General features: G+C 41.4%; 10 protein-coding genes. 8 read left to right on the plus strand and 2 right to left on the minus strand.

Going from position 1 to position 20,688, the window contains the following annotated elements; all coding sequences use genetic code 11:
• Positions 1-19: 19 nt before the first annotated feature.
• From QVP90_RS18955 to QVP90_RS18990, 8 genes are all read left to right on the plus strand, one after another.
• Entirely contained in the window at positions 20-169 is a 150-nt protein-coding gene (locus QVP90_RS18955; protein WP_288204933.1) for a hypothetical protein, read from the plus strand.
• A 26-nt stretch (positions 170-195) separates the two neighbouring features.
• Positions 196-1,926 (plus strand): class I mannose-6-phosphate isomerase, encoded by a 1,731-nt coding sequence (locus QVP90_RS18960; RefSeq protein ID WP_007479654.1) that lies wholly within the window; start codon positions 196-198, stop codon positions 1,924-1,926.
• 34 nt (positions 1,927-1,960) lie between these two features.
• Positions 1,961-3,073 carry an ROK family protein gene (locus QVP90_RS18965; protein WP_021937300.1) on the plus strand — a complete coding sequence of 371 codons (1,113 nt, stop codon included), beginning with the start codon at positions 1,961-1,963 and terminating at the stop codon, positions 3,071-3,073.
• Positions 3,074-3,099: 26 nt separating this feature from the next.
• Positions 3,100-6,225, plus strand: a complete 3,126-nt coding sequence (locus QVP90_RS18970; protein ID WP_021937301.1) for a GH92 family glycosyl hydrolase — start codon at positions 3,100-3,102, stop codon at positions 6,223-6,225.
• An 866-nt stretch (positions 6,226-7,091) separates the two neighbouring features.
• On the plus strand, positions 7,092-10,313 hold the full coding sequence (locus QVP90_RS18975; protein WP_264380738.1) for a SusC/RagA family TonB-linked outer membrane protein: 3,222 nt from the start codon (positions 7,092-7,094) through the stop codon (positions 10,311-10,313).
• A 30-nt stretch (positions 10,314-10,343) separates the two neighbouring features.
• On the plus strand, positions 10,344-12,092 hold the full coding sequence (locus QVP90_RS18980) for a SusD/RagB family nutrient-binding outer membrane lipoprotein (RefSeq protein WP_021937303.1): 1,749 nt from the start codon (positions 10,344-10,346) through the stop codon (positions 12,090-12,092).
• A gap of 12 nt (positions 12,093-12,104) precedes the next feature.
• A complete protein-coding gene (locus QVP90_RS18985) occupies positions 12,105-14,057 on the plus strand; it encodes a hypothetical protein (RefSeq protein ID WP_021937304.1) in 1,953 nt (650 codons plus the stop codon).
• 109 nt (positions 14,058-14,166) lie between these two features.
• Positions 14,167-17,934 carry an endo-beta-N-acetylglucosaminidase gene (locus QVP90_RS18990; RefSeq protein WP_021937305.1) on the plus strand — a complete coding sequence of 1,256 codons (3,768 nt, stop codon included), beginning with the start codon at positions 14,167-14,169 and terminating at the stop codon, positions 17,932-17,934.
• 187 nt (positions 17,935-18,121) lie between these two features.
• On the opposite strand, the gene nrdG is transcribed toward QVP90_RS18990, so the two are convergent.
• Together nrdG and nrdD are read right to left on the minus strand one after the other, a co-directional pair.
• Positions 18,122-18,604 (minus strand): anaerobic ribonucleoside-triphosphate reductase activating protein, encoded by a 483-nt coding sequence (nrdG, locus tag QVP90_RS18995; RefSeq protein WP_021937306.1) that lies wholly within the window; start codon positions 18,602-18,604, stop codon positions 18,122-18,124.
• Entirely contained in the window at positions 18,588-20,681 is a 2,094-nt protein-coding gene (gene nrdD / locus QVP90_RS19000) for an anaerobic ribonucleoside-triphosphate reductase (protein ID WP_021937307.1), read from the minus strand. The genes nrdG and nrdD overlap by 17 nt, the downstream gene beginning before the upstream one ends.
• Positions 20,682-20,688 lie beyond the last annotated feature (7 nt).

Below are 20,688 nucleotides of genomic sequence, written 5' to 3' on the forward strand. Positions count from 1 at the left end.
GATGCGCTCTTCCGTCAATATGGCAAAAGAGCAAAATTATTATTTGAATATTGACTATGCACAAAAGGGAGTGGGTGGCGATAACTCTTGGGGAAAGCCGGTGCACTCCGAATATTTGGTTTTACTGAGATATCATGCCTATAGTTTCTGGTTGCAACCGGAACTATAATTAAATTATAAAGAATACATATCATTATGAGAAAAGCAAATTATGACCGGTTTCCATCTACTAAAATTTCGGGAACTGTAATTCAAGGATGGGAGAATATCTGTTCTCTACTGGAGGAACATTTAAAGGCCTATCCGGCTTTAGCCGTTGATTTTTATACAGGGGTATATGAGGAAGAAGTAATAAATGAACTCCATCGCTTATCCCCCGCCCTATTTATCGATACCCGCGACCTGATGAAACCGGAAAGTGAGATTAAAGCTATGACAGCCCGCTTTATGACGGATGACGTCTTATTTGGCTACGTGACTAATATCACGCTAAACGATTATTTTGACCAGGACAAACTGAAGAAAGCGCGTGAGGAAGTAATTGCGACAAAAGGAAAAGTAGTGGTTGTGGGAAGCGGAGCCGCCATGGTAGTCCCTGCCGAAGCCGTATTGGTTTATGCAGATATGGCGCGTTGGGAAATCCAACAGCGTTTCCGCCGTCATGAAGTGAAAGCATTGGGGATAGACAACCGGAAAGACGCAGTATCCCTGCAATATAAAAGAGGCTACTTCAATGATTGGAGAGTATGCGATAAATACAAGGAAAGTTTGTTTGACAAGGTTGACTTCTGGTTAGACACCCACATAGCAACTGAGCCTAAAATGATTGATCAAACCACTTTTTTCAAAGGAATCGAAGAGACGGTTCATTCTCCTTTCCGCGTAGTTCCTTTCTTTGATCCGGCTCCCTGGGGCGGTCAATGGATGAAAGAAGTATGCGATCTCGATCCGGAAAAAGAAAATTACGGTTGGTGTTTCGATTGTGTTCCCGAAGAAAACAGCCTCTATTTTGAAGTGAATGGTGTACGATTCGAATTGCCATCGGTAGATCTCGTACTTTTAAAAACAAGAGAATTGTTGGGTGAGCCGGTAGAAGCGCGTTTCGGAAAAGACTTTCCCATCCGTTTCGACTTTCTCGATACGGTAGGTGGCGGTAATCTAAGTGTACAGGTACATCCCACGACACAATTCATTCGCGAAAACTTTGGCATGTACTACACACAGGATGAAAGCTATTATCTATTGGATGCCAAAGAAGGTGCTACCGTTTACCTCGGTTTGAAGACGGGTATCGATAAAAATGAAATGATTGAAGACTTGCGGAAAGCCCAAAAAGGAGAAATAGTATTCAATACGGAGAAGTACGTGAATAAACTGCCCGCAAAGAAACACGATCATTATCTGATTCCGGGCGGAACCGTACATTGTTCCGGCTCAGAAGCATTGGTACTTGAAATCAGTTCTACTCCTAACCTGTTTACTTTCAAGTTATGGGACTGGCAGCGTTTAGGATTAGATGGAAAACCACGCCCCATAAACGTAGAAAGAGGAAAAGAAGTTATCGACTGGAAACGTGATACGGAATATGTCAAACAGCATTTGGCCAACCATCTGACAAAGATTTCCGAAGGAGACGGCTGGAGAGAAGAAAGAACAGGGCTGCACCCGAATGAATTCATCGAAACCCGCCGCCACTGGTTTACCAAACCTGTGACACACCATACGAACAACAGTGTGAATGTCTTGAATCTGATAGAAGGCGAAGAAGCCATCATCGAAAGTCCCAACGGAGCGTTTAAGCCATTTGTGGTTCATTATGCCGAAACATTTATCATTCCGGCAAATGTAAACGAATACATCATTTCCCCTTATGGCAAGTCTGCCGGTAAAGAATGTGCGACTATTAAAGCTTATGTGAGATTCTGATAAAAACGTAAGGTTAACTTAATTCTATTATCATATGTATAAACATGATCAGCGTATTGTACTGACTCTGGATGCAGGGGGTACCAATTTTGTATTCTCTGCCATTCGAGAATGTAAAGAAATTGTAACTCCGGTCTGTCTTCCGGCTGCTTCTGATAACCTGGATAAATGTTTGTCTGCATTGCTAAAAGGGTTTAGCTTGGTTAAAGATCAGTTGGAAGACACCCCGGTTGCAATTAGCTTTGCTTTTCCGGGGCCTGCCGATTATAAAAACGGGATCATTGGAGATTTGCCCAACTTCCCGGCTTTCCGGGGAGGAATAGCTTTAGGACCATATCTGGAAGAGAAATTTAAAATCCCCGTTTTTATTAATAATGATGGTAACTTATTTGCGTATGGTGAAGCACTGGCCGGTGCATTACCTGCCATAAACGAAAAACTTGCTGCCGCCGGTAGTCCTAAAAGATATAAAAACTTATTGGGAATCACTTTGGGAACAGGGTTCGGTGCAGGAGTGGTTATCGACAATCGCCTGCTGACGGGCGACAACGGATGTGGTGGTGACGTATGGATCATGCGCAATAAAAAATATCCCGGATTGATAGCAGAAGAAAGTGTAAGTATCAGAGCCGTCCGCCGGGTATATACCGAACTTAGCGGTGAAGATGCTTCAAAGTTGACTCCTAAAGATATCTACGATATTGCAGAAGGCCTGCATTCCGGAAATCGTGAGGCGGCCGTGAGAAGCTTTGAAGAATTAGGCGAAATGGCCGGAGCAGCCATTACCCAAGCGCTTCACATTGTCGATGGGTTGGTAGTAATCGGTGGCGGCATAGCGGGAGCCGCTAAATACATTCTGCCGGGTATAATGAGAGAGATGAAACAATCCGTCTCCACTTTTGCAGGGCAGGAATTTCCCTGTTTACAGATGGATGTCTGCAATCTGGAGGACGCGAACGATTACAGGAGGTTTATGGAAAACAGAGCCGTCCATATCCAAGTGCCTTCTACCGACAAAAAGGTTCTATATGATTGCAATAAACGTATCGGGGTAATTGTATCCTCATTGGGTGCCAATAAAGCCATTGCATTAGGAGCATATACTTTTGCATTGCAACAGATAGATGCAGCAAGCCTTATCCAATAAAATCATAAATTAAAGAAAGTGCAACTATGAGCAGAAAGCTATTATTCCTTTTTCTATCGGTTTACTTCTCCACCTTTACAGCCACAGCCAAAATAATATGGACAATTGGCAACGGAGATAATTCCGGTTCCGAACTGGCATTAGGCCCCTCTGATTATAAGAAATTTTTAGCTAACGATTTCGGGTATGAAGACCGGTTCTTTCTGATCGGGACTTCTTCTGATAAAACAGATTTCCCATATGTGATGCCCGGACCGGATGATACTTGGGGAGGTACTTGGAGGACTTCCGGTTGGAGAACACATGATACAAACATTCTGTTCAATATCTCCCAAAAACCTAAAAACGGACAATGCAAATTGATTATCGATCTGGTAGATTCAAATCCGAATCGCTCGGTGGTAAAAGTCACAATTAATTCTATAGAAAAGAAATTCGAGATCAAAGGCCATTCCGAAGAGGCACTGGAAGGCAATGTACAAAATGCCAAAGAACAGATTCTGGAATTTCCTTTTTCTACTGCCGACCTGAAAGAAGGCGGTAATATTGTTACTATCTCTGTGCTCGAAGGTGGTTGGATCGTATTCGACCAAATCTTACTGGAAGGATCGGATCGTGTTACATTAGGGGACAATAACAAATACGCTTTTCTACGCAATGTAGCACCTGCTGCTTATGAAACAGAACTGGAAGGCAAAAGAGTACAACCGCTTTTAATTGATGTGGAACACCTGAACGGTACCCCACAGTTAACAGTGAAGCTGGACGGCACGGATATATTTGCTGCTAAGCTGGATACCTCACGGTCTATTTTCGAAGCTCCTATGCCTGCTGTTAAAAAAAACAGGAAAAGTATGTATCAAGTGTTGGTAAACAATGAGTTGATAGAAAAGGGTATCGTATTGCGTTCCCCCCAGGCTCTACAGACACTGGCGGACTATGTAGACACCCAAATAGGCACTGCACACTCCCGATGGATGATAGCTCCCGGCCCATGGATGCCTTTCAGCATGGTAAAACTGAGCCCGGACAACCAGAATATGGGATGGCAGGCCGGTTATCAACCCACTTTTGAAACATTGGGTTGCTTCAGCCATATTCACGAGTGGACCATGGGAGGATTAGGCATGATGCCGACCAATGGAAAACTGTTCACAACAGTAGGCGATCAATTCTGTCCCGATGAAGGCTATCGTTCACGCATTGATAAACGGACGGAAGAAGCCCCTTTAGGCTACTATAAAGTATTCCTTACCGATACAAAGATTCTTGCAGAAGTGACGGCTACAGAAAGAGCCAGTTTCCAGAAATATACTTTCCCGAAAGATAAAGACGGCCGGGTTATGATTGATTTACATATTCAGGCTGAGTATGATTACAATCTGCGTGAAGTAGAAATGAAGCAGGTAAGCGACTACAGAATAGAAGGATTCTGCCATCAGTTTTCCCCACAGGTATGGAGTGGTGACGCCGATCAGGAGTATGTTGTAAATTTCGTCATTGAATTCGATGCCCCCATAAAGAAAACCGGTGGTTGGAAAAACGATCAGGTACTGGACTCAAAACAGATAACAGGAAAGAATTTAAAAGACGCCGGATTATATGTCGAATTCGATACGAAAAAGCATCCCGTAGTCCAAGTCCGTACTGGCATCTCTTTGGTCAGCATAGCCAATGCCTCAGAAAATCTGCAAAAAGAGATAAGCGACAAATTTGGCTGGGATTTCAATGCAGTTGTACAAAACCAGAAAGATGTATGGAACGAGATTCTGAATCGTCTGACCATCACATCCAATGACCGGATCGAAAAAGTACGTTTCTACACAAATATGTTCCGTGCACTTTGCCGCAATATGTGGAGCGATATAAACGGAGAGTGGATGTCCCCGGATGAAAAAGTACGTAAGTTTACTAACCCGGATCATGTCGCCTTAGGTTGTGATGCATTCTGGAATTCATTTTGGAATCTCAATCTATTCTGGAACCTGGTAACTCCCGAATGGACCTCCAAATGGGTAAATTCACAACTGGCCATGTACGATTCCAACGGTTGGCTGGCAAAGGGCCCCGCCGGCATGGAGTATATCCCCGTAATGGTGGCAGAGCACGAAATACCATTAATAGTCTCTGCGTATCAAATGGGCATCCGGGACTATGATGTTGAAAAAGCATTTGAAGCGATAAAAAAAATGCAAACTACGCCTGCTACCCGTGTTGCCGGCGGATTTGCCGGTAACCGTGATTTGCTGCCTTACCTTAAATATAAATATGTACCCATCGAAAAGGGACGTTTCTCCAATACAATGGAATACTCATATGATGACTGGACGGTAGGACAAATGGCAAAAGCATTGGGAAAATATACCGAGTACGATATATTCAATGACCGTGGAAGTTGGTGGAAAAATGCCATTAATCCCCAAAACGGATATGCACACATGCGCGATACGACAAGGCAGTTTATCCCTGATTTTGATCCCTTCCAAAGCGGACGTGATCATCATTATGTAGAAGGTAATTCCTGGCAACTCAGTTTTTTTGTCCCCCAAGATGTTCCGGCATTAATAGAAACAATCGGTGAAGAAACTTTTATCGATCGTCTGAACTGGGGCTTTGAAGCCAGTGAACCTTGGAGGTACAATGCACCGAACGATCAGTATTGGGACTATCCTGTAGTACAGGGTAATCAACAGTCTATGCATTTTGCCTTCTTGTTCAATTGGGCGAAGAAGCCTTGGCTCACGCAAAAATGGTCACGATCCATCATTGATAAGTACTATGGAACAGGCATCGCCAATGCTTACTTAGGTGACGAAGACCAAGGGCAAATGAGCTCATGGTTTGTAATGGCCGCCTTAGGTCTGTTCCAGACAGATGGCGGATGCCGCATCGATCCGATCTACGAAATAGCCAGCCCGCTTTATGAGAAAGTCATTATCGACTTGGGAGAACGTTATAATCGTGGCAAAACATTTACAATCGAAGCAAAGAACGTTTCCAGAAAAAATAAATATGTTCAAAGTGCCATGCTAAATGGTAAAGTACTGAATGAATTCTTCTTTCCGGCTTCCGAATTACTAAAAGGCGGTGAACTGATTTTGGAAATGGGTGACAAGCCTAATACATCTTGGGGAATACCCACGTGTAATTAAAACAAAAAATAAGTAACTATATATTGCTTACAGTGTAAATTCTTGTTAGCAATAGAATATATCAAAATTATAAGCCCTCTATAATCGTACAATCGTTTATAGAGGGCTTTACTGTAAGGTAGTATATAGTCACCAAAGAGAGACAATACTACTCTATTTATACCATATATATTTAAGCTAAATCAAAGTATATAGTTTTACCCCAAGAACATCCCCATGTTTTGCATGAAAACATGGGGATGTTGTAGTACAAAACATCCGGATGTTTTGTAGGTATGAAATAAGCTTCATGTAATATAGAAACTTATCCTCTTATTTAATTAAGGTCTATTATCCATAAATTATTAAGCTTAAATAAAAAAAACACAATAAAATACTTTTTTTATTTAGTAAGACTTACGCTTGAATTGTAATATTAATAGATAGCCTTAAAATAAGAATTAAAATTAATATATGTTGTTTTATATAGAACAACAAAAAGCATAAACAAAATAAGCCAACGAAGAACATAAACAAAATAAACTAACATGAATAGCATGAACAAAATAAACTAATATAAGAAAATTCGTATTTGATATAAATACAAGTAGCGTTTTGTTAACTTAAAAAAATACTAAATGAAAAAAAATCAGAAGTACAAGACTGGGTTCTTGTTGTTTTCCCTATTTCTTTTTATTCCATTTTTTATGCATGCTACAGCACAAAATGATGTAGCCATAAGTTTGGATTTTTCTAATGTCCCTCTGAGTAAAGTTTTGAATGAGATTGGTCGTCAAACTTCACTGCGTATTGTTTATAATACTAAAGATGTAAATCCTAACCGAATTGTGTCAGTAAAAGCAAATTATCAAAAATTATCTTCTGTTATGGCAAACTTGTTGAAAAACACAAGGGCAAAATTTACCATAAAGGATAATTATTTAGTACTCTACTCTTCTGAAGATACTGATGTGGTAAATGAAACAACCCAATCAAACAAACGTATCATCAAAGGTTTGGTCTCTGATGAATTCGGGGAACCCCTGATCGGCGTAAGTGTATTAGTAAAAGGAACTACCACAGGAACCATTACTGACATTGATGGCAATTATTCTATTGAAATCCCCAATGACAATGCCATACTCGAATTCAGCTATATTGGCTACCAAAAAGCTGCATTGTCAGTATCTCATGCTACTTCTTTTAATATTGTTTTAAAAGAAGATGCCCAAGTTTTGAACGAAGTAGTTGTAACAGCTATGGGTATAACTCGTGAAGCCAAAACTCTTACGTATGCAGCGCAAACTATTAAAAACGATGAAGTAACCCGTATCAAAGAAACGAATTTTATCAATTCACTTCAAGGAAAAAGTGCCGGTCTTACGATCACCCCCAACAACGGAGGTGCAGGTGGCGGAGCTTCCAAAATAGTACTTCGCGGCTCCACTTCTATTCTTGGAACTAATCAGCCACTAATCGTTATTGACGGTGTACCAATGCAAGATGGCATGGGAACTCAAGTCACTGATGGTATAGCTTTGGGCGGTGGGCGTAGTGGCGATGACCTTTTGTCTACCATTAATCCTGAAGATGTTGAAAATATGACTATATTAAAAGGCCCTAATGCTGCTGCGCTTTATGGTAGTGCTGCCAATAACGGTGTAATTGTAATCACCACCAAATCAGGCGCCTCCGGCACTGTTAAGGTAGATGTTTCCAGCAGTACATCCGTTGAAACGATAGCCATGTATCCGCATACTCAACAGATCTTTGGTATTAGTGACAATAACCAATGGTCGGCATGGGGGCCTGAAATTGGTACACGTACTGCAGATGAATTAGCTTCTGCACCATATATGATGAATTCTCCCCGTAATGCCGTAAAAGATTTTTTCAATTTGGGTGTAACACTCAATAACGGCATAACGCTTAGTGGAGGTACAGAAAACTCTCGGACATACTTTTCCTACAATAATACGTATCAAACCGGGTTGATTCCTAATAATGACTTCCGTCGTAACAATGTAATGTTCAAGGAAGCATTTTCTCTGTTTGATAAGCGCGTCAATATCAGCACCAGCCTTAACTGGATACATCAAAAAACGAATAATGCTCCGGTTGTGGGTAAAGCTTTGAGTACACTTTATCCATTATATCGTACTGCAGCAGACATTGACATGCGATACTTCAAACATAATTATAAACATGCCGGTACAATGGCCGATGATATTGTAAGCAATCCGACAAAGGGAAATCCCAAATTGGTAGGACAACCGGTTCAGACGTGGAATTGGTACGACCAATATCTAAACAATCCATATTGGGTGGCAAATATGTATAATGATGTACAAAAACGAGATCGCCTATTGGGCAATATCACTCTGGACGCGATTATCTGGAAAAACATAAAATATCAGACACGATTCAGTATAGACTATGTGCTTCAAGACAATCTGAATGAAGAATATGCCGGCATGAATCGTACAGCTTTTGACTATGTAGGTGGAAAATATTACTCCAGCGATTCACGCACAAGTGATATTTACAACGACCATATGGTTTCTTACAATGAACGTATCGATGATAAGATTGATATTAACGCAGCAGTAGGTACCAGTTTTACACGCCACTACAGCCGCAATACATCTATCACTACTAATATTGATACTTGCGGCTTGCCCAATGCTTTCGTACCTCAGAATAGTAAGAAAAGCCGTCCTAGCAATCCGAATGGTAGCGCAACATCTGCCAATGACAGTTGGAACTATTCCGATTGGAGTAGCGCTATTTTCGCAACAGCTTCTATCGGATTGTTTGATAAGGTATATCTCGACGGTAGCTATCGTTTGGAATGGGCGCAGTCATTTCAGCAGTTCACTCAAGGAAACGGATATAAATCTTTTGACTATTATTCAGCAGGTGTCAATGTGCTCATTGATAGATTTTTGCCTAAGTTGGATTGGCTCAACCAATTAAAATGGCGTGGTAGTTGGTCTGTTGTAGGTAATCCCATTCCTAATACTCTTTTCGCTCGGCAAAGCTATGATTTCGGTAATGGTACCATAAATACTCGTCCGCCGTTGTTTGACGATCCGAAACCGGAAACTACAACCTCGTTTGAAACCGGTCTTGACGTATGGATGTTTGATAATAAATTCAATTTCGATATCACATATTATAATTCTACTCTTCGTAATCAATTCCTTAAAATTACGACAGCCAATGGCGAGTCTAAGCCTGTCAACACAGGTAAAATCCGTAACTATGGTCTTGAATTCTCTGCAGGTTATCGTTGGAATATTGGTCGCGACTGGCGTTGGCAGACAGGCTTTAATATAGCTTGGAATGACAATCGCATTTTAGAAACTTATAAAACAGAAAGTGGAGCACCATATATTGTAACAATGGGAACCAATGCTTTCAAAATCAAATATATAGAAGGAGGGCGTTATGGCGACATCTATGTTAACTCTTTCATCCGTGACAAAAACGGACATATAGAAATCAATGAGGCCGATAATTATAAAAACGCCACACCTAAGATGGAATCCGGAAAATATGAAACCTACGTGGGCAATACAACCTCCCCTGTCACTCTGGGATGGAATAACACTTTCTCTTGGAAGAACGTTACTCTATATTTCCTCATAGACGGACGTATCGGCGGTAAGGTAATGTCTCTTACAGAACCCGACCTCGATTTGTACGGTCTTTCCGAACGTTCAGTTCAAGATCGTTTGAACGGTGAACATGTGACCCAAAACGGAAAAGAGTATATTCTTAAAGAACTTCCGGATGGTTCGGGCAACAAGGTATCCGTTGAGAATTACTATACCACTATTGGTTCTTACCCCATGGAAGATCATGTTTATAATGCAACGAATTTCCGTGTACGTGATATTTCATTGAGCTATAATTTCTCTAATCTGTTTGGCAAAAACAGAGGACTTACGGCACAATTCTCTATAAAGAATGCATTCTTTATCTATAAAGACTCGCCAGTAGATCCGGATATTTCCGTATCGGCAGCTAACGGTTATTCCGGCATTGACTGTTATGCATTGCCTACTACACGCAGTTATGCATTGACACTTAAATTCAATTTCTAAATAAGTATATCCTTTTAATAAAATACAAAAATGAAAAAGATAACAGGTTTAATAGGTTTCATTGCCGGGTCTTTGTTGTCAATAGGCATACTTACCGGTTGCGGTGACCAGTTCCAGGAAGAATACCCTTGGATGATAGGCAAGCAGCAAGATATGGATAATACCGATGAATCAGGTGCAGGAGCCACCGACATTACGGTTCTCGAAAAAGAACTTCGTGGTGCCATTCCCTATATGATTAATTATTCGCATGAGCCAAACGGCAGTTGGGCTCCTCATAAATATCAATATTATCGTGCCAATAATATTGATAATTATGCCGGATATTGGACTACTTCAAAAGGAACATTTTCTTTCGGCGGTTCATTACTCACCCTTTATGCCTATCCTAATGACTATCTCGGAGGCGCAATGGACAATCAGATTTTTACACAATCCGTAAATGCCATCTTTCATGCCAAAGAGCTTGGAAAGCCCGAATGGCGCGCTGTCGCTCTGATTATTCAAGCATATTCCGGTCATGAAATAGTCGACTTCTACGGCGCCGCTCCTTTTACCGATTGGCGCAATGTAAACCGTATTCCGCCATTAACTTATGAAAAAGGAGCTGCTATTTACGACATGATCTTTGATGATCTTGACGAGGCTATTGCCATCTTAAAAGAACGCCAACCGTCAAAAACCGAATTGGAAAAGATTGAAGATCCCAATAAAACCATTTCCTACGGCGACTGGCAACGTTGGGTAAAATTTGCGAATAGTATTAAGCTTCGCATGGCTATGAATATAGTGAAATATGATGCCACCAAAGCTCAACAAAAAGCCGAAGAAGCTGTGGCTGATGAAATAGGCGTACTTACTGAAAAAGATGATAAAGACATAGCTTACTATCCGATCAGTGAAACCTCATGTTGTTTGTGGTTTATTAGTAATAGTTGGAACGATCTTCGTTTGAATGCATCATTGGAAAACATTCTTAAGCATTTTAGGAATCCGCTGTTGACACGTTGGTTTGATACAAGTCCTGTTAATATTGTAGACAAAAATACAGGTATTCCGGCAGCTATCGACGTATATGGTATGCGTTCCGGCATCTATATGAAAAACATCAACACCACAGATAGGAAAACAGGTTACGGTCCTTTTGCCACATTAACTGACGATTTTAGATTTATGCATCAGTCTTTCTTAAAACGTGCCGAATGTCTGTTTCTTCGCGCCGAAGGTGCTCTCAGAGGATGGGCAATGGGTGGAACTGCCAAAGATTTTTACGAAGCTGGAATCCGCCTTGCCTTTGAGGAAAACGGAGTTACCAAACAGGAGACTATTGATGAATATATCAATCGGACAGAGGTTAAGGATGTGGATTATGTGGATCCGTTTAATTCAGAGCACAATATCAAAGGCCGCGTGAAAGTGGATGTGAAGTGGAATGAAGCGGATGCGAATGAATTGAAATTGGAAAAGATCATCACTCAAAAGTATATCGCCAACTTCCCGATGAGCGGAGAGGCATGGACTACATTCCGCCGTACAGGTTATCCGCGCTTGTTCCCCGTTTATTCCAAGGGCGAAATGGGCGTAGATTTGGAACTTCAGCTCCGTCGGATACCTTTAATAGAAACAGAAAACAATGCACTTGAAATGTCTTCTCTTGTAGAAGCCCTTGGCGGACCACAAAATGGCAGCACACGTGTGTTTTGGGATGTACCGACTGAACAACGCGGTGAAAAAAGTGAAGATAACGAATTTAATCTGGTAATTCCGGTAAACTTTTAATAAAATTTCAAGATGAAACTATATAGAAATATAATATTCTTTTTCATAGCCATCTTATGGGCAGGCATTTTCGTTGGATGCAATGAAGACAATACGCTCGATGGTGCAACGGAGGTATATATTACCCTTAATCCGACAGATATTACTTTAAGAGTAGGCGATACGGTGAATATTTCGGCTGTAGTTACTAACGTGAGCGGCAAAGTGATCGAAACACCTATTGCATGGTCGGTATTGGATGATGATGTAGCAAAAATACTTGGTGACACAGCGGTTGTCTGCGTACCGGGCGCACAGGGAAAACAGACAAAATTGAAGGCAACACTCACCAATGGCAAGTATGGTCTTTCCCCTATTATCGTCACTACTAATCTCCCTAAAGGCATCACTCTTGTGAATGACGGAGGAGCTATAATAGAGTCCAAACATAGTTACAACATAGCCCATGATTCTGCCATATTTGCCGTTTCTCCCAAAGAAGTCTTAGAGGATTTTGAACCCGAATATACAATAGAAGGACTCGAACCGTTCAAAACGCCGATGACCGTAGATAAGAGGAAAGGACTGGTAACCGTGCATTATTCGGCTCCCCGTAAGACCATCGAAGGAAAAATTACAGTCACCATAGGAGAAGGTAATACCGCCCCAAGCGCAACCTGCCCTGTGATAGTAGCACCTACTATCAAGGCTACTTTCTATGGTGAGCAATTTGCTACCATGCCTGAGATCGGAACCAGACCTGGCAAGGACGTATTGTCGATGTATTTTGCTTATTCCAGCGAAACCAAGATGGATATCAGTACCGAAACAACGGTACGCGTGGCAATGAACTTGGAAAGCGGAGCTGAAGCAGATATTAAAGCTGCTTATGATGCATATCGCTGGGAAGTAGTAACAGGCGGCCCGGTAGTTGTTACCAGGATGAGCGAAGAATATGTGGAGGACCAAGGATTCGATGCTGTACTGACCGTACGTGCAGGTATTGAAGAAGGAGAAGCAGAGTTTCACTGTATTACTCCCGATACCGTACTTGTAGCAACTTTCAAAGTACAGGATTATACAAACCGTTATCCTGTAAATGAAATAACAGTGAGCCATGAATTCATCAAAATGCCTGTAAATGGATCAACCATTATCACAACGGGCGTTGAGCCTTCCTCGTCATATGCTTACCACAAGCCGGCAGTAACGGCAGAAAATCCTGCCATTATAGAAGTAGGTGAATATGATGGAAATATGATCACCCTGAGAGGATTGGAAGTTGGAACAACCAAGCTCATTCTCACATCTAACGGCAAACGACTTGAAATTCCGGTAGAAATTACTGAAGCCATAAAGCAAGTATTATGGAAAGAAGGGAATAGCCGCACCTTATTTGCCGGGCAGTCTGTTCAATGGGGCATTGAAGCAACAACAATTTCAGGTGCTTCTAATCCATATGATGCGAATTGGATATCATCCGATACAAAGGTACTTACCGCTACACAGGTAGAAGGTGATAATTCAAAGGGAATAATTACTGCCATTGCAGAAGGAACAGCCGTGGTTCTGGCAGAAGTAACCAATGTCTCTACCAATTCTGCAACAGTCAAAGTAATCGGTTTGCCGTCAGATGTAACGTATACACCTTCCAACACCAATGGTGGCGATACATCCGTATCGCCTGATGATGATAATGAGAATGACTTAATGGTAGTAGTCGTCCCAACATCCGGAATCTACAAAATGATTAAAATCAAACTGATAGGTGCATATTCCGGTGCCAACAATTATGACGGCACTTATTCGGTCGGCAAGTATCCGGTAAACATAAACATCGATGAAGCAGAGATCACTGCCGACTTGGGGCAGGTAACCATTGCTTCGGATGCCAACGGTAATGCAGTGATATCATTCGAACTTACAGCTTCGGTGGGTGATAAATCATTTACGCTCAAAGCAAATAATGTATTGGGAATCCAATAGAGCCCTAATAGGAAGCTTGAGCCTCTCCAATCTTAAGCTTCCTGCTTTAAAATATAAAGCAAAAACAGATCGTGAATTATATAATATTTTTAACTTAAAAAAGAATTCCATGAAAAAAAAATTCCTTTTGCTTTCCGGAATTGTAGTACTTTCTTTTTCTGCCAAAGCGCAAGAATTGAGAGAAAATTACATGGTATGGCCTGACAGTAAGGGCATAGCCGATTATGTGACTAAATGGACTCCCGGTACTCCCTTGTTTGAAGACGAAAACTTCTACATCTCTCGTGTGAAACCTAAAAAACGCTTCCGTAATTCTGCAACTCAGATTAATGAATCTTTAACGGAAGCCAATGACAGGAAACTCGTGTTCTGGGTCCCGATAGGCCAGGTTACGGGAGGCAATGTAAATGCACGCCCCGACGGTGAGTTCGACTCTGAAGTATTCAGTACATGGTCTTATGTGACTCATTATGGCGACTGGACTTCGCCTCACGGTTGGGTTCCCGGTGGATTTGCCGATGTTGCCCACAAAAACGGTGTAGGAGTATCCGGCGTTGCTTCCATCCCTAATTCAGGTATCAGTACAAGCGACGGAGCTTGGGGGCAAGCTTTACATAAGCAAGTAATCCTTGACAATGAGAAATTTGCTAAATTTCTTCATTATCATGGAGTAGACGGTCTTGGTTACAACTCCGAGTTTTCCGGTATGAGCGATGATCTACCTGCTCTTCATACTCAACATGAACTTATTCACAAATACCTTGTTGAGCAGGGCAATCATCTGGCAGAAAACTTTTGGTATGACGGAACCAATGACACCGGTGGCATCACTTGGGACGGTGGTATCAGCAGTCATAATAAAGAAACATTCGGAAACGGAGATCATATACGTACTTCTCTTTTCCTTAATTACAATTGGTGGAGGTCACAGGTATTGAGTTCTATCTCTAACATTCAAAACGTTGCTCCCGGACGCAGTTCGCTTGATCTTTATGCAGGATTTAATATGCAGGGAGGAAACCCTTCGACATGGACTACTCTTGCCCAATATCCTATGTCTATCGGATTGTGGGGTGCCCACGACTACAACATGCTTTGGGCAGGCCGTTCAAAAGAAGGCAGTGCAGATATATCCAAGCAGTCAACCTATCAGAATATCCTTGAAATGTTCTTTACCAACGGCAACCGTAATCCCGTAAAGAAGATCGATATCTATGATGCAAAAAGTCACTTCCCAAATGAAAAGTGGTTTGGTATGTCAGCCTATATCTCTGCACGCAGCTCTTTAAGCTGGGATCTTTCTGAAGAACCGTTTATAACATTCTTCAATTTAGGTAACGGTCGTTTCTTCAATTGGAAAGGCGAACGCCAAAATGATAACGAATGGTATAATATAGGTGTACAAGATTATCTTCCTACATGGCGTTACTGGTTCGCTTCTTCATTTATGGGTAAAGAGGAATCCGATGTACCGGCTGATGGGTTGGATGCTCAATTCACGTGGGATGATGCTTATGTAGGCGGTTCTTGTCTCCGCATTTTCGGTTCAACAGACAATGAATATTTGCATCTGTTCAAAACCGATTTCCTATTGAATAAAGGCGACGTAATCACTGTTCGTTACAAACTCATGAGAGGACAGGCTGATATTAATCTTGTTTTGTCTGCAAAAGGCAAGGAATCAACGATTCTACGCGAAAACAACCTAAAAGTATTGACGATGAAAGAAGTAGCCGACGATGAAATTTGGGTACAAAAAACATTCAAAATCAGTGGTCTTTTAGCCTCGCTCGACGGTCAGGAGGCTGCAATGATCGGCCTGCATTTCAAGAATGCTGAAAATCTTGAATTTTACCTTGGAGAATTCTCCATTACTCGTAGTACGACCCCTACTCCTTCCGCCCCCGAAATCACCGTAGCAAAAGCTGTCGGTAGCCACCTTAAAGGTGTTGATGCCAAAGTGATTTTCAACATGCCTAACAATAAGGAAGCCGGTACCCCTGTTTACAACCTTGATGTAAACACCTCTATGTTTAAGCTTTACGCACAGCAAGAAGGCGGAGAGCCTGTATTTATGGGCATCACCACTTCTTGGGCAGGTATGTACTATTCTATTCCTATTGATGCGAATAAGGCACAACGGATACGTTTGGGCGTTGCCGCCGTATCAGTGGATACAAACTCTGATTCTGAGATTGCTTGGAGTGAATATACGGATGATTTTGGTGATTATAGTACTATTAATGATATCCAAATTGATAAAACGACAATTAAGCCGGAAGAGAATTTCGAAATCTCTTATGTAGATCCCCGTCACAATCCGGCTACTTGGAAACTCTACAATGGTGAAGGCGAGGTAGTAAAAGAGGCAAGCAATACCATCAAATTCTCTGTACCCGAGGGTATCAAGGAGCTTGGTGCTTATGATCTCGAAATTACCGAATCCGATACTCTCCGCCGCATTAATTCTTATGTACAGATTACAAGTTGGGGATCAGGTGCTCTGCCTGAAATCCAAAGTCTAACACTCAATGGAGAAGATGTACAAGAAGAGGCATCGCCTGTCAAAATTGAAATCGGAGAAGAAATTACGCTTGGCTATACAGGCAGAAAAGCAAACGGTGCCGCATCACGCGGTATCTCAATCAATGAAGCCTCCGTAGGTTGCAAAATGAAACCTTTAGGCATTGATGCTTTTGAATCATTCTCTATTTCCACATGGATAAACTTTACTTCTGTACCCGGTAGTTCAGTACTCTGCAGTATTGAAGACCGTACCGGTAGTTGGCCTGTAAATAACTGGGGATGGTTCTGGTCTAATATTGACCCTGATGGTACAATAAACTCATTCTCATTCCGTGCATCCAACAATAACGGTGCTCCGGAATACAGGACTACTTTCCCTGAAAGTACCATCATATTTGGCGCATGGACCCATCTGGCATTAATCTTTGAATACAACAATGTCGGCAAATTCCGCGTCAAACTGTATATAAACGGTGTCCTCCAAAAGTCTACATGGACATATAACAATGGAGCAGAAACGGGAACAACAGAAGATTGGTGTTCTATACACTTTGCACTTCCGGTAGACTACTGGATGTGTTTCGGTGGAGGTCGTGGCAGTAATCCGACTTTCAACAATGGCGTAGTAGACGAATTGCAAGTTTGGAAGGGCGCAATGACTCCGGAAGAGGTAAAACTTTCAAAAGCAGGTCTTGATGCCAATAATCTCCCGGAAAATGTGCTTGCTTACTGGGATTTTGATACAGATGCAGATAACGATCATTATTTCACGGCCAAAGGCAGCAAACCGGAAACAAAAGCCTGCAACTATAAGATCGCAGCAGGAGATAAAGAAGGTTCCGGTACTCAAACTCCTCAGCTACCTATTTTCCTTCCCGGTACTCCGTATATCGCCGGATCTGCTTATAAGATTGAAACATTACCAACATGGACTGCCAAACGTGCTGTAATCAGCGAAGCTACCGGTAATGACATCGCCGGTAATGCTAAATTATCTTATGAAAAAGCCAGTGACCGTACTGTAACTTTAACGCTTGCCAACGATCTTGGTTCAGATTCCAGGGATTATCCTGTGTTCTCCATCTACGATGCTACAGGCGTTGAAAGTATGGATGCAACAGGCGAACTGCGCACGTATACTGTAGAAGACATTCTCTTTGTAGAATTTGCAGAAGACGGTAACTACCAAGTTTCTGTATACACAATATCCGGTATGCTTGCTGCTCAAAAAGCAGAAATTCTTTATGCCGGTCAAAATATGCGTATTACCCTTGGTACTAATGGCATTTACTTAGTGAAAGTGATAAAAGACGGTAAAGAGGTTCGTACAATAAAAATTCTTAAGAAATGATCTGTTAGAAATAGATAGAATTCAAATATTATCCATAAAAAGGAACTAAAACGTCTCTAATAAATTAAGCAGGTTCAAAATTTATAACTTGCATAAGGGGCTATCCAAAGTCGGATAGCCCCTTCCATACATGAAAATATCCAGGTATTCCTATCATAGAATATAAAAAGTGATCATGGAAATCCCTTCAAACAAACAATTGATTTGACAAAAACCGATAAGTAATATCCTCCATTTTCCCATTGGCAATACGATACAAACGCTGATTTGTTTTTGCAGATTTCAATCCACCCAACGCTTCCACGTAAGGTCCCAACTTTATATATTCGAAATAACTCATATTAAAGTCGGCAGGTAACTCCGACTTTCCGGAATACCAACCCACTTTCACCGGAGCTATGGACTGACGGCAACAGAGAAACTGTGCCAATCGCTCTACTTCTAACGGATAAGCATCTCCACCCATAAAACAGACACAAGTCACAGCTTTACCATATTTCTGCAAAAGCCATGAAAGACTTTCTTCAGTCAGGAATTCACCGATATCATCCATCAAATAAGGACTATGACACCCCTTACACCTGTTCGGACAATTAGAAAGATTGATAGCCAAAGTAACCTCACCCGGTATCTCTTGAAAAACAATATCATAATCAGCGTACCGGAGCATAATATCTTTGAGCAGCCTCCTTCTGCCGGGCTTGTGAAAAATTGCTGACACGTTTCATGTAACCGATAACACGAGTCAGATAATCTACGTCCTCGCTATGACATTCAGGACATTCGTGCAGATATCTCTTATCGATATGCTTACACTTATTGCAAATAGTATTCGGAATATTGAATGTAAAGTAATTACAACCTTCTATAGCAGCTACCCGTAACAATTGCCGATATTGTTCTTTACTAAGATGCTCCTCCAAATTCATATGTAAAGCAGAGCCACCGGTAAGATGCTCGATATAGCGATGCCCGTGAAGACGAAACCTGTCGACAATATTCAATGACTCATCTTCCACGATATAGAAATAACTGTTATAGCATTCACGAAAAGTTTGGAAACCGGCCTCCTTATCCCACTTGGCATGCTTCACGCCTACATTTTCGGCAGGGATCATTTCACAGTTAAACAAAACTTCCTTTGTACGATACTTTTTATTATATTTTTCTATCATACCCAAGATCTCCTGCACAAATGCTTCATATTTGGGATTATCATTGATTTCGATTCCCATAAACTGAGCTGCTTCAACCAAACCGTTGACACCGATAGTCAAATATTGACGACTCATATTGATATAACCGGCATCAAACAAAGGTAACATACCTTTTGCCTGCAACTGTTTCAGATTCTCATTGTAAGCCAGTTGTACTTTGTGAACCAAATCGACGACCTCTTCCAGAAAGAAAGGATAAAGCATACCCGACTTCACTGCATGCTGGATACAACGATTCAGATTAATAGTCAATACACTCTTCGAACCGGTAGAAACCCCGCCGGCACCTAACGTATAACTGAAACCATTATCTTGTATTTCATTACGCAAACGGCAACAGCTACTTAGGGAATCGGCATTATCACTCATATAGGTAAAGAAAGAGTGCCCTCCGGCATACATTTCGGCAGTGAAATCTCCATATTCTTTATCTAATACGTCACCATCTTTGGTCAGCAATGCCATTGTTTCGACAGGAAACGTCAAAACGGTCCGTGTGCGTTCCTTATTAAACCACCTCATAAAGCGCTTTTGCAACCAACTCAAAGAATCCCAATCGGGTTTACTTCCATCGGGAAAAACAAAATGCTCGAAAAGACTATTGAAATAGTACTTGTCATAATAGGCTACATTCCAAAATACCGCCTGAAAATTCCGTGCACCCGTAGGCTGATTAATAGAATACACTATCTGTTCAAAACAATCCGTTATAATCTTATCGATCGTTCTTTGCTTAGCAGACAAATCAACAACCTTGTCAGCGTGTTTATAATAATCCTGTCCATACTCCAAGCCTACAAAATAATTCATGTACATTAAAAACTCCGGAGTAGCACATGCACCGCTCAACATACTGGATACAATGAATACCATGTTGACAAATCCTCCACAGAAAGATTTCAGATTAGTCGGAGCCGTCGAATTGCCTCCCACACCCACAGTGCCGTTTATCAACCAGGGATACATGGTGATACTTGCACAATAATTGGCGAGATTAGTCTCATCATTCTTATAAATAAAATGATGATTCAAAAGTTCAAGATAGCGGTCGGAGACTTCTTTACCATACAAATCTTTCAAACGATCCGTCAATAACCGGCGGTTCAGACGAATAAAATTCGATTTTGGCAATTCACCTATCAAAGTAGCGATGTTCTTGTTCTCCACATTTGCATTTGCATCATATTTACTGCCGGTAGCAGGATTGGAAGCGTCACAATAATCAAGCAAGAATCTAAGCTTGTCTCTGACTTCACGGTCTTCCAAATGCTTCTGACGATACAGCATATATGCTTTTGCAACACTGTAATAATGCTCTGCCATCAGAGCTACTTCCACCTGATTCTGGATTTCTTCCACACTGGTTCCATCACTGACACTGACACGGCTCAATACATTGGTAATGACATCCTGTGTAGCAAAACTCCCTACTGACAAAAAAGCTTTGGCAATCGCATTTTTAATCTTATCAAGAGAAAACACTTCTCTTTTCCCATCTCTTTTGATAATGAATATCTCCGAACTAATCATACTTATA

This window comes from Bacteroides sp. CAG:189, from assembly GCF_000432295.1.
Classification (GTDB): Bacteria; Bacteroidota; Bacteroidia; order Bacteroidales; family Bacteroidaceae; genus Bacteroides; species Bacteroides salyersiae.

Excerpts from the sequence above, each read along its gene's own strand:
- nrdD (WP_021937307.1), bottom strand. The coding sequence starts at position 20,681 with ATGATTAGTTCGGAGATATTCATTATCAAAAGAGATGGGAAAAGAGAA.
- QVP90_RS18980 (WP_021937303.1), top strand. The coding sequence starts at position 10,344 with ATGAAAAAGATAACAGGTTTAATAGGTTTCATTGCCGGGTCTTTGTTG.
- QVP90_RS18955 (WP_288204933.1), top strand. The coding sequence starts at position 20 with ATGGCAAAAGAGCAAAATTATTATTTGAATATTGACTATGCACAAAAG.
- QVP90_RS18985 (WP_021937304.1), top strand. The coding sequence starts at position 12,105 with ATGAAACTATATAGAAATATAATATTCTTTTTCATAGCCATCTTATGG.
- QVP90_RS18975 (WP_264380738.1), top strand. The coding sequence starts at position 7,092 with ATGGCAAACTTGTTGAAAAACACAAGGGCAAAATTTACCATAAAGGAT.
- QVP90_RS18990 (WP_021937305.1), top strand. The coding sequence starts at position 14,167 with ATGAAAAAAAAATTCCTTTTGCTTTCCGGAATTGTAGTACTTTCTTTT.
- nrdG (WP_021937306.1), bottom strand. The coding sequence starts at position 18,604 with ATGCTCCGGTACGCTGATTATGATATTGTTTTTCAAGAGATACCGGGT.
- QVP90_RS18965 (WP_021937300.1), top strand. The coding sequence starts at position 1,961 with ATGTATAAACATGATCAGCGTATTGTACTGACTCTGGATGCAGGGGGT.
- QVP90_RS18970 (WP_021937301.1), top strand. The coding sequence starts at position 3,100 with ATGAGCAGAAAGCTATTATTCCTTTTTCTATCGGTTTACTTCTCCACC.
- QVP90_RS18960 (WP_007479654.1), top strand. The coding sequence starts at position 196 with ATGAGAAAAGCAAATTATGACCGGTTTCCATCTACTAAAATTTCGGGA.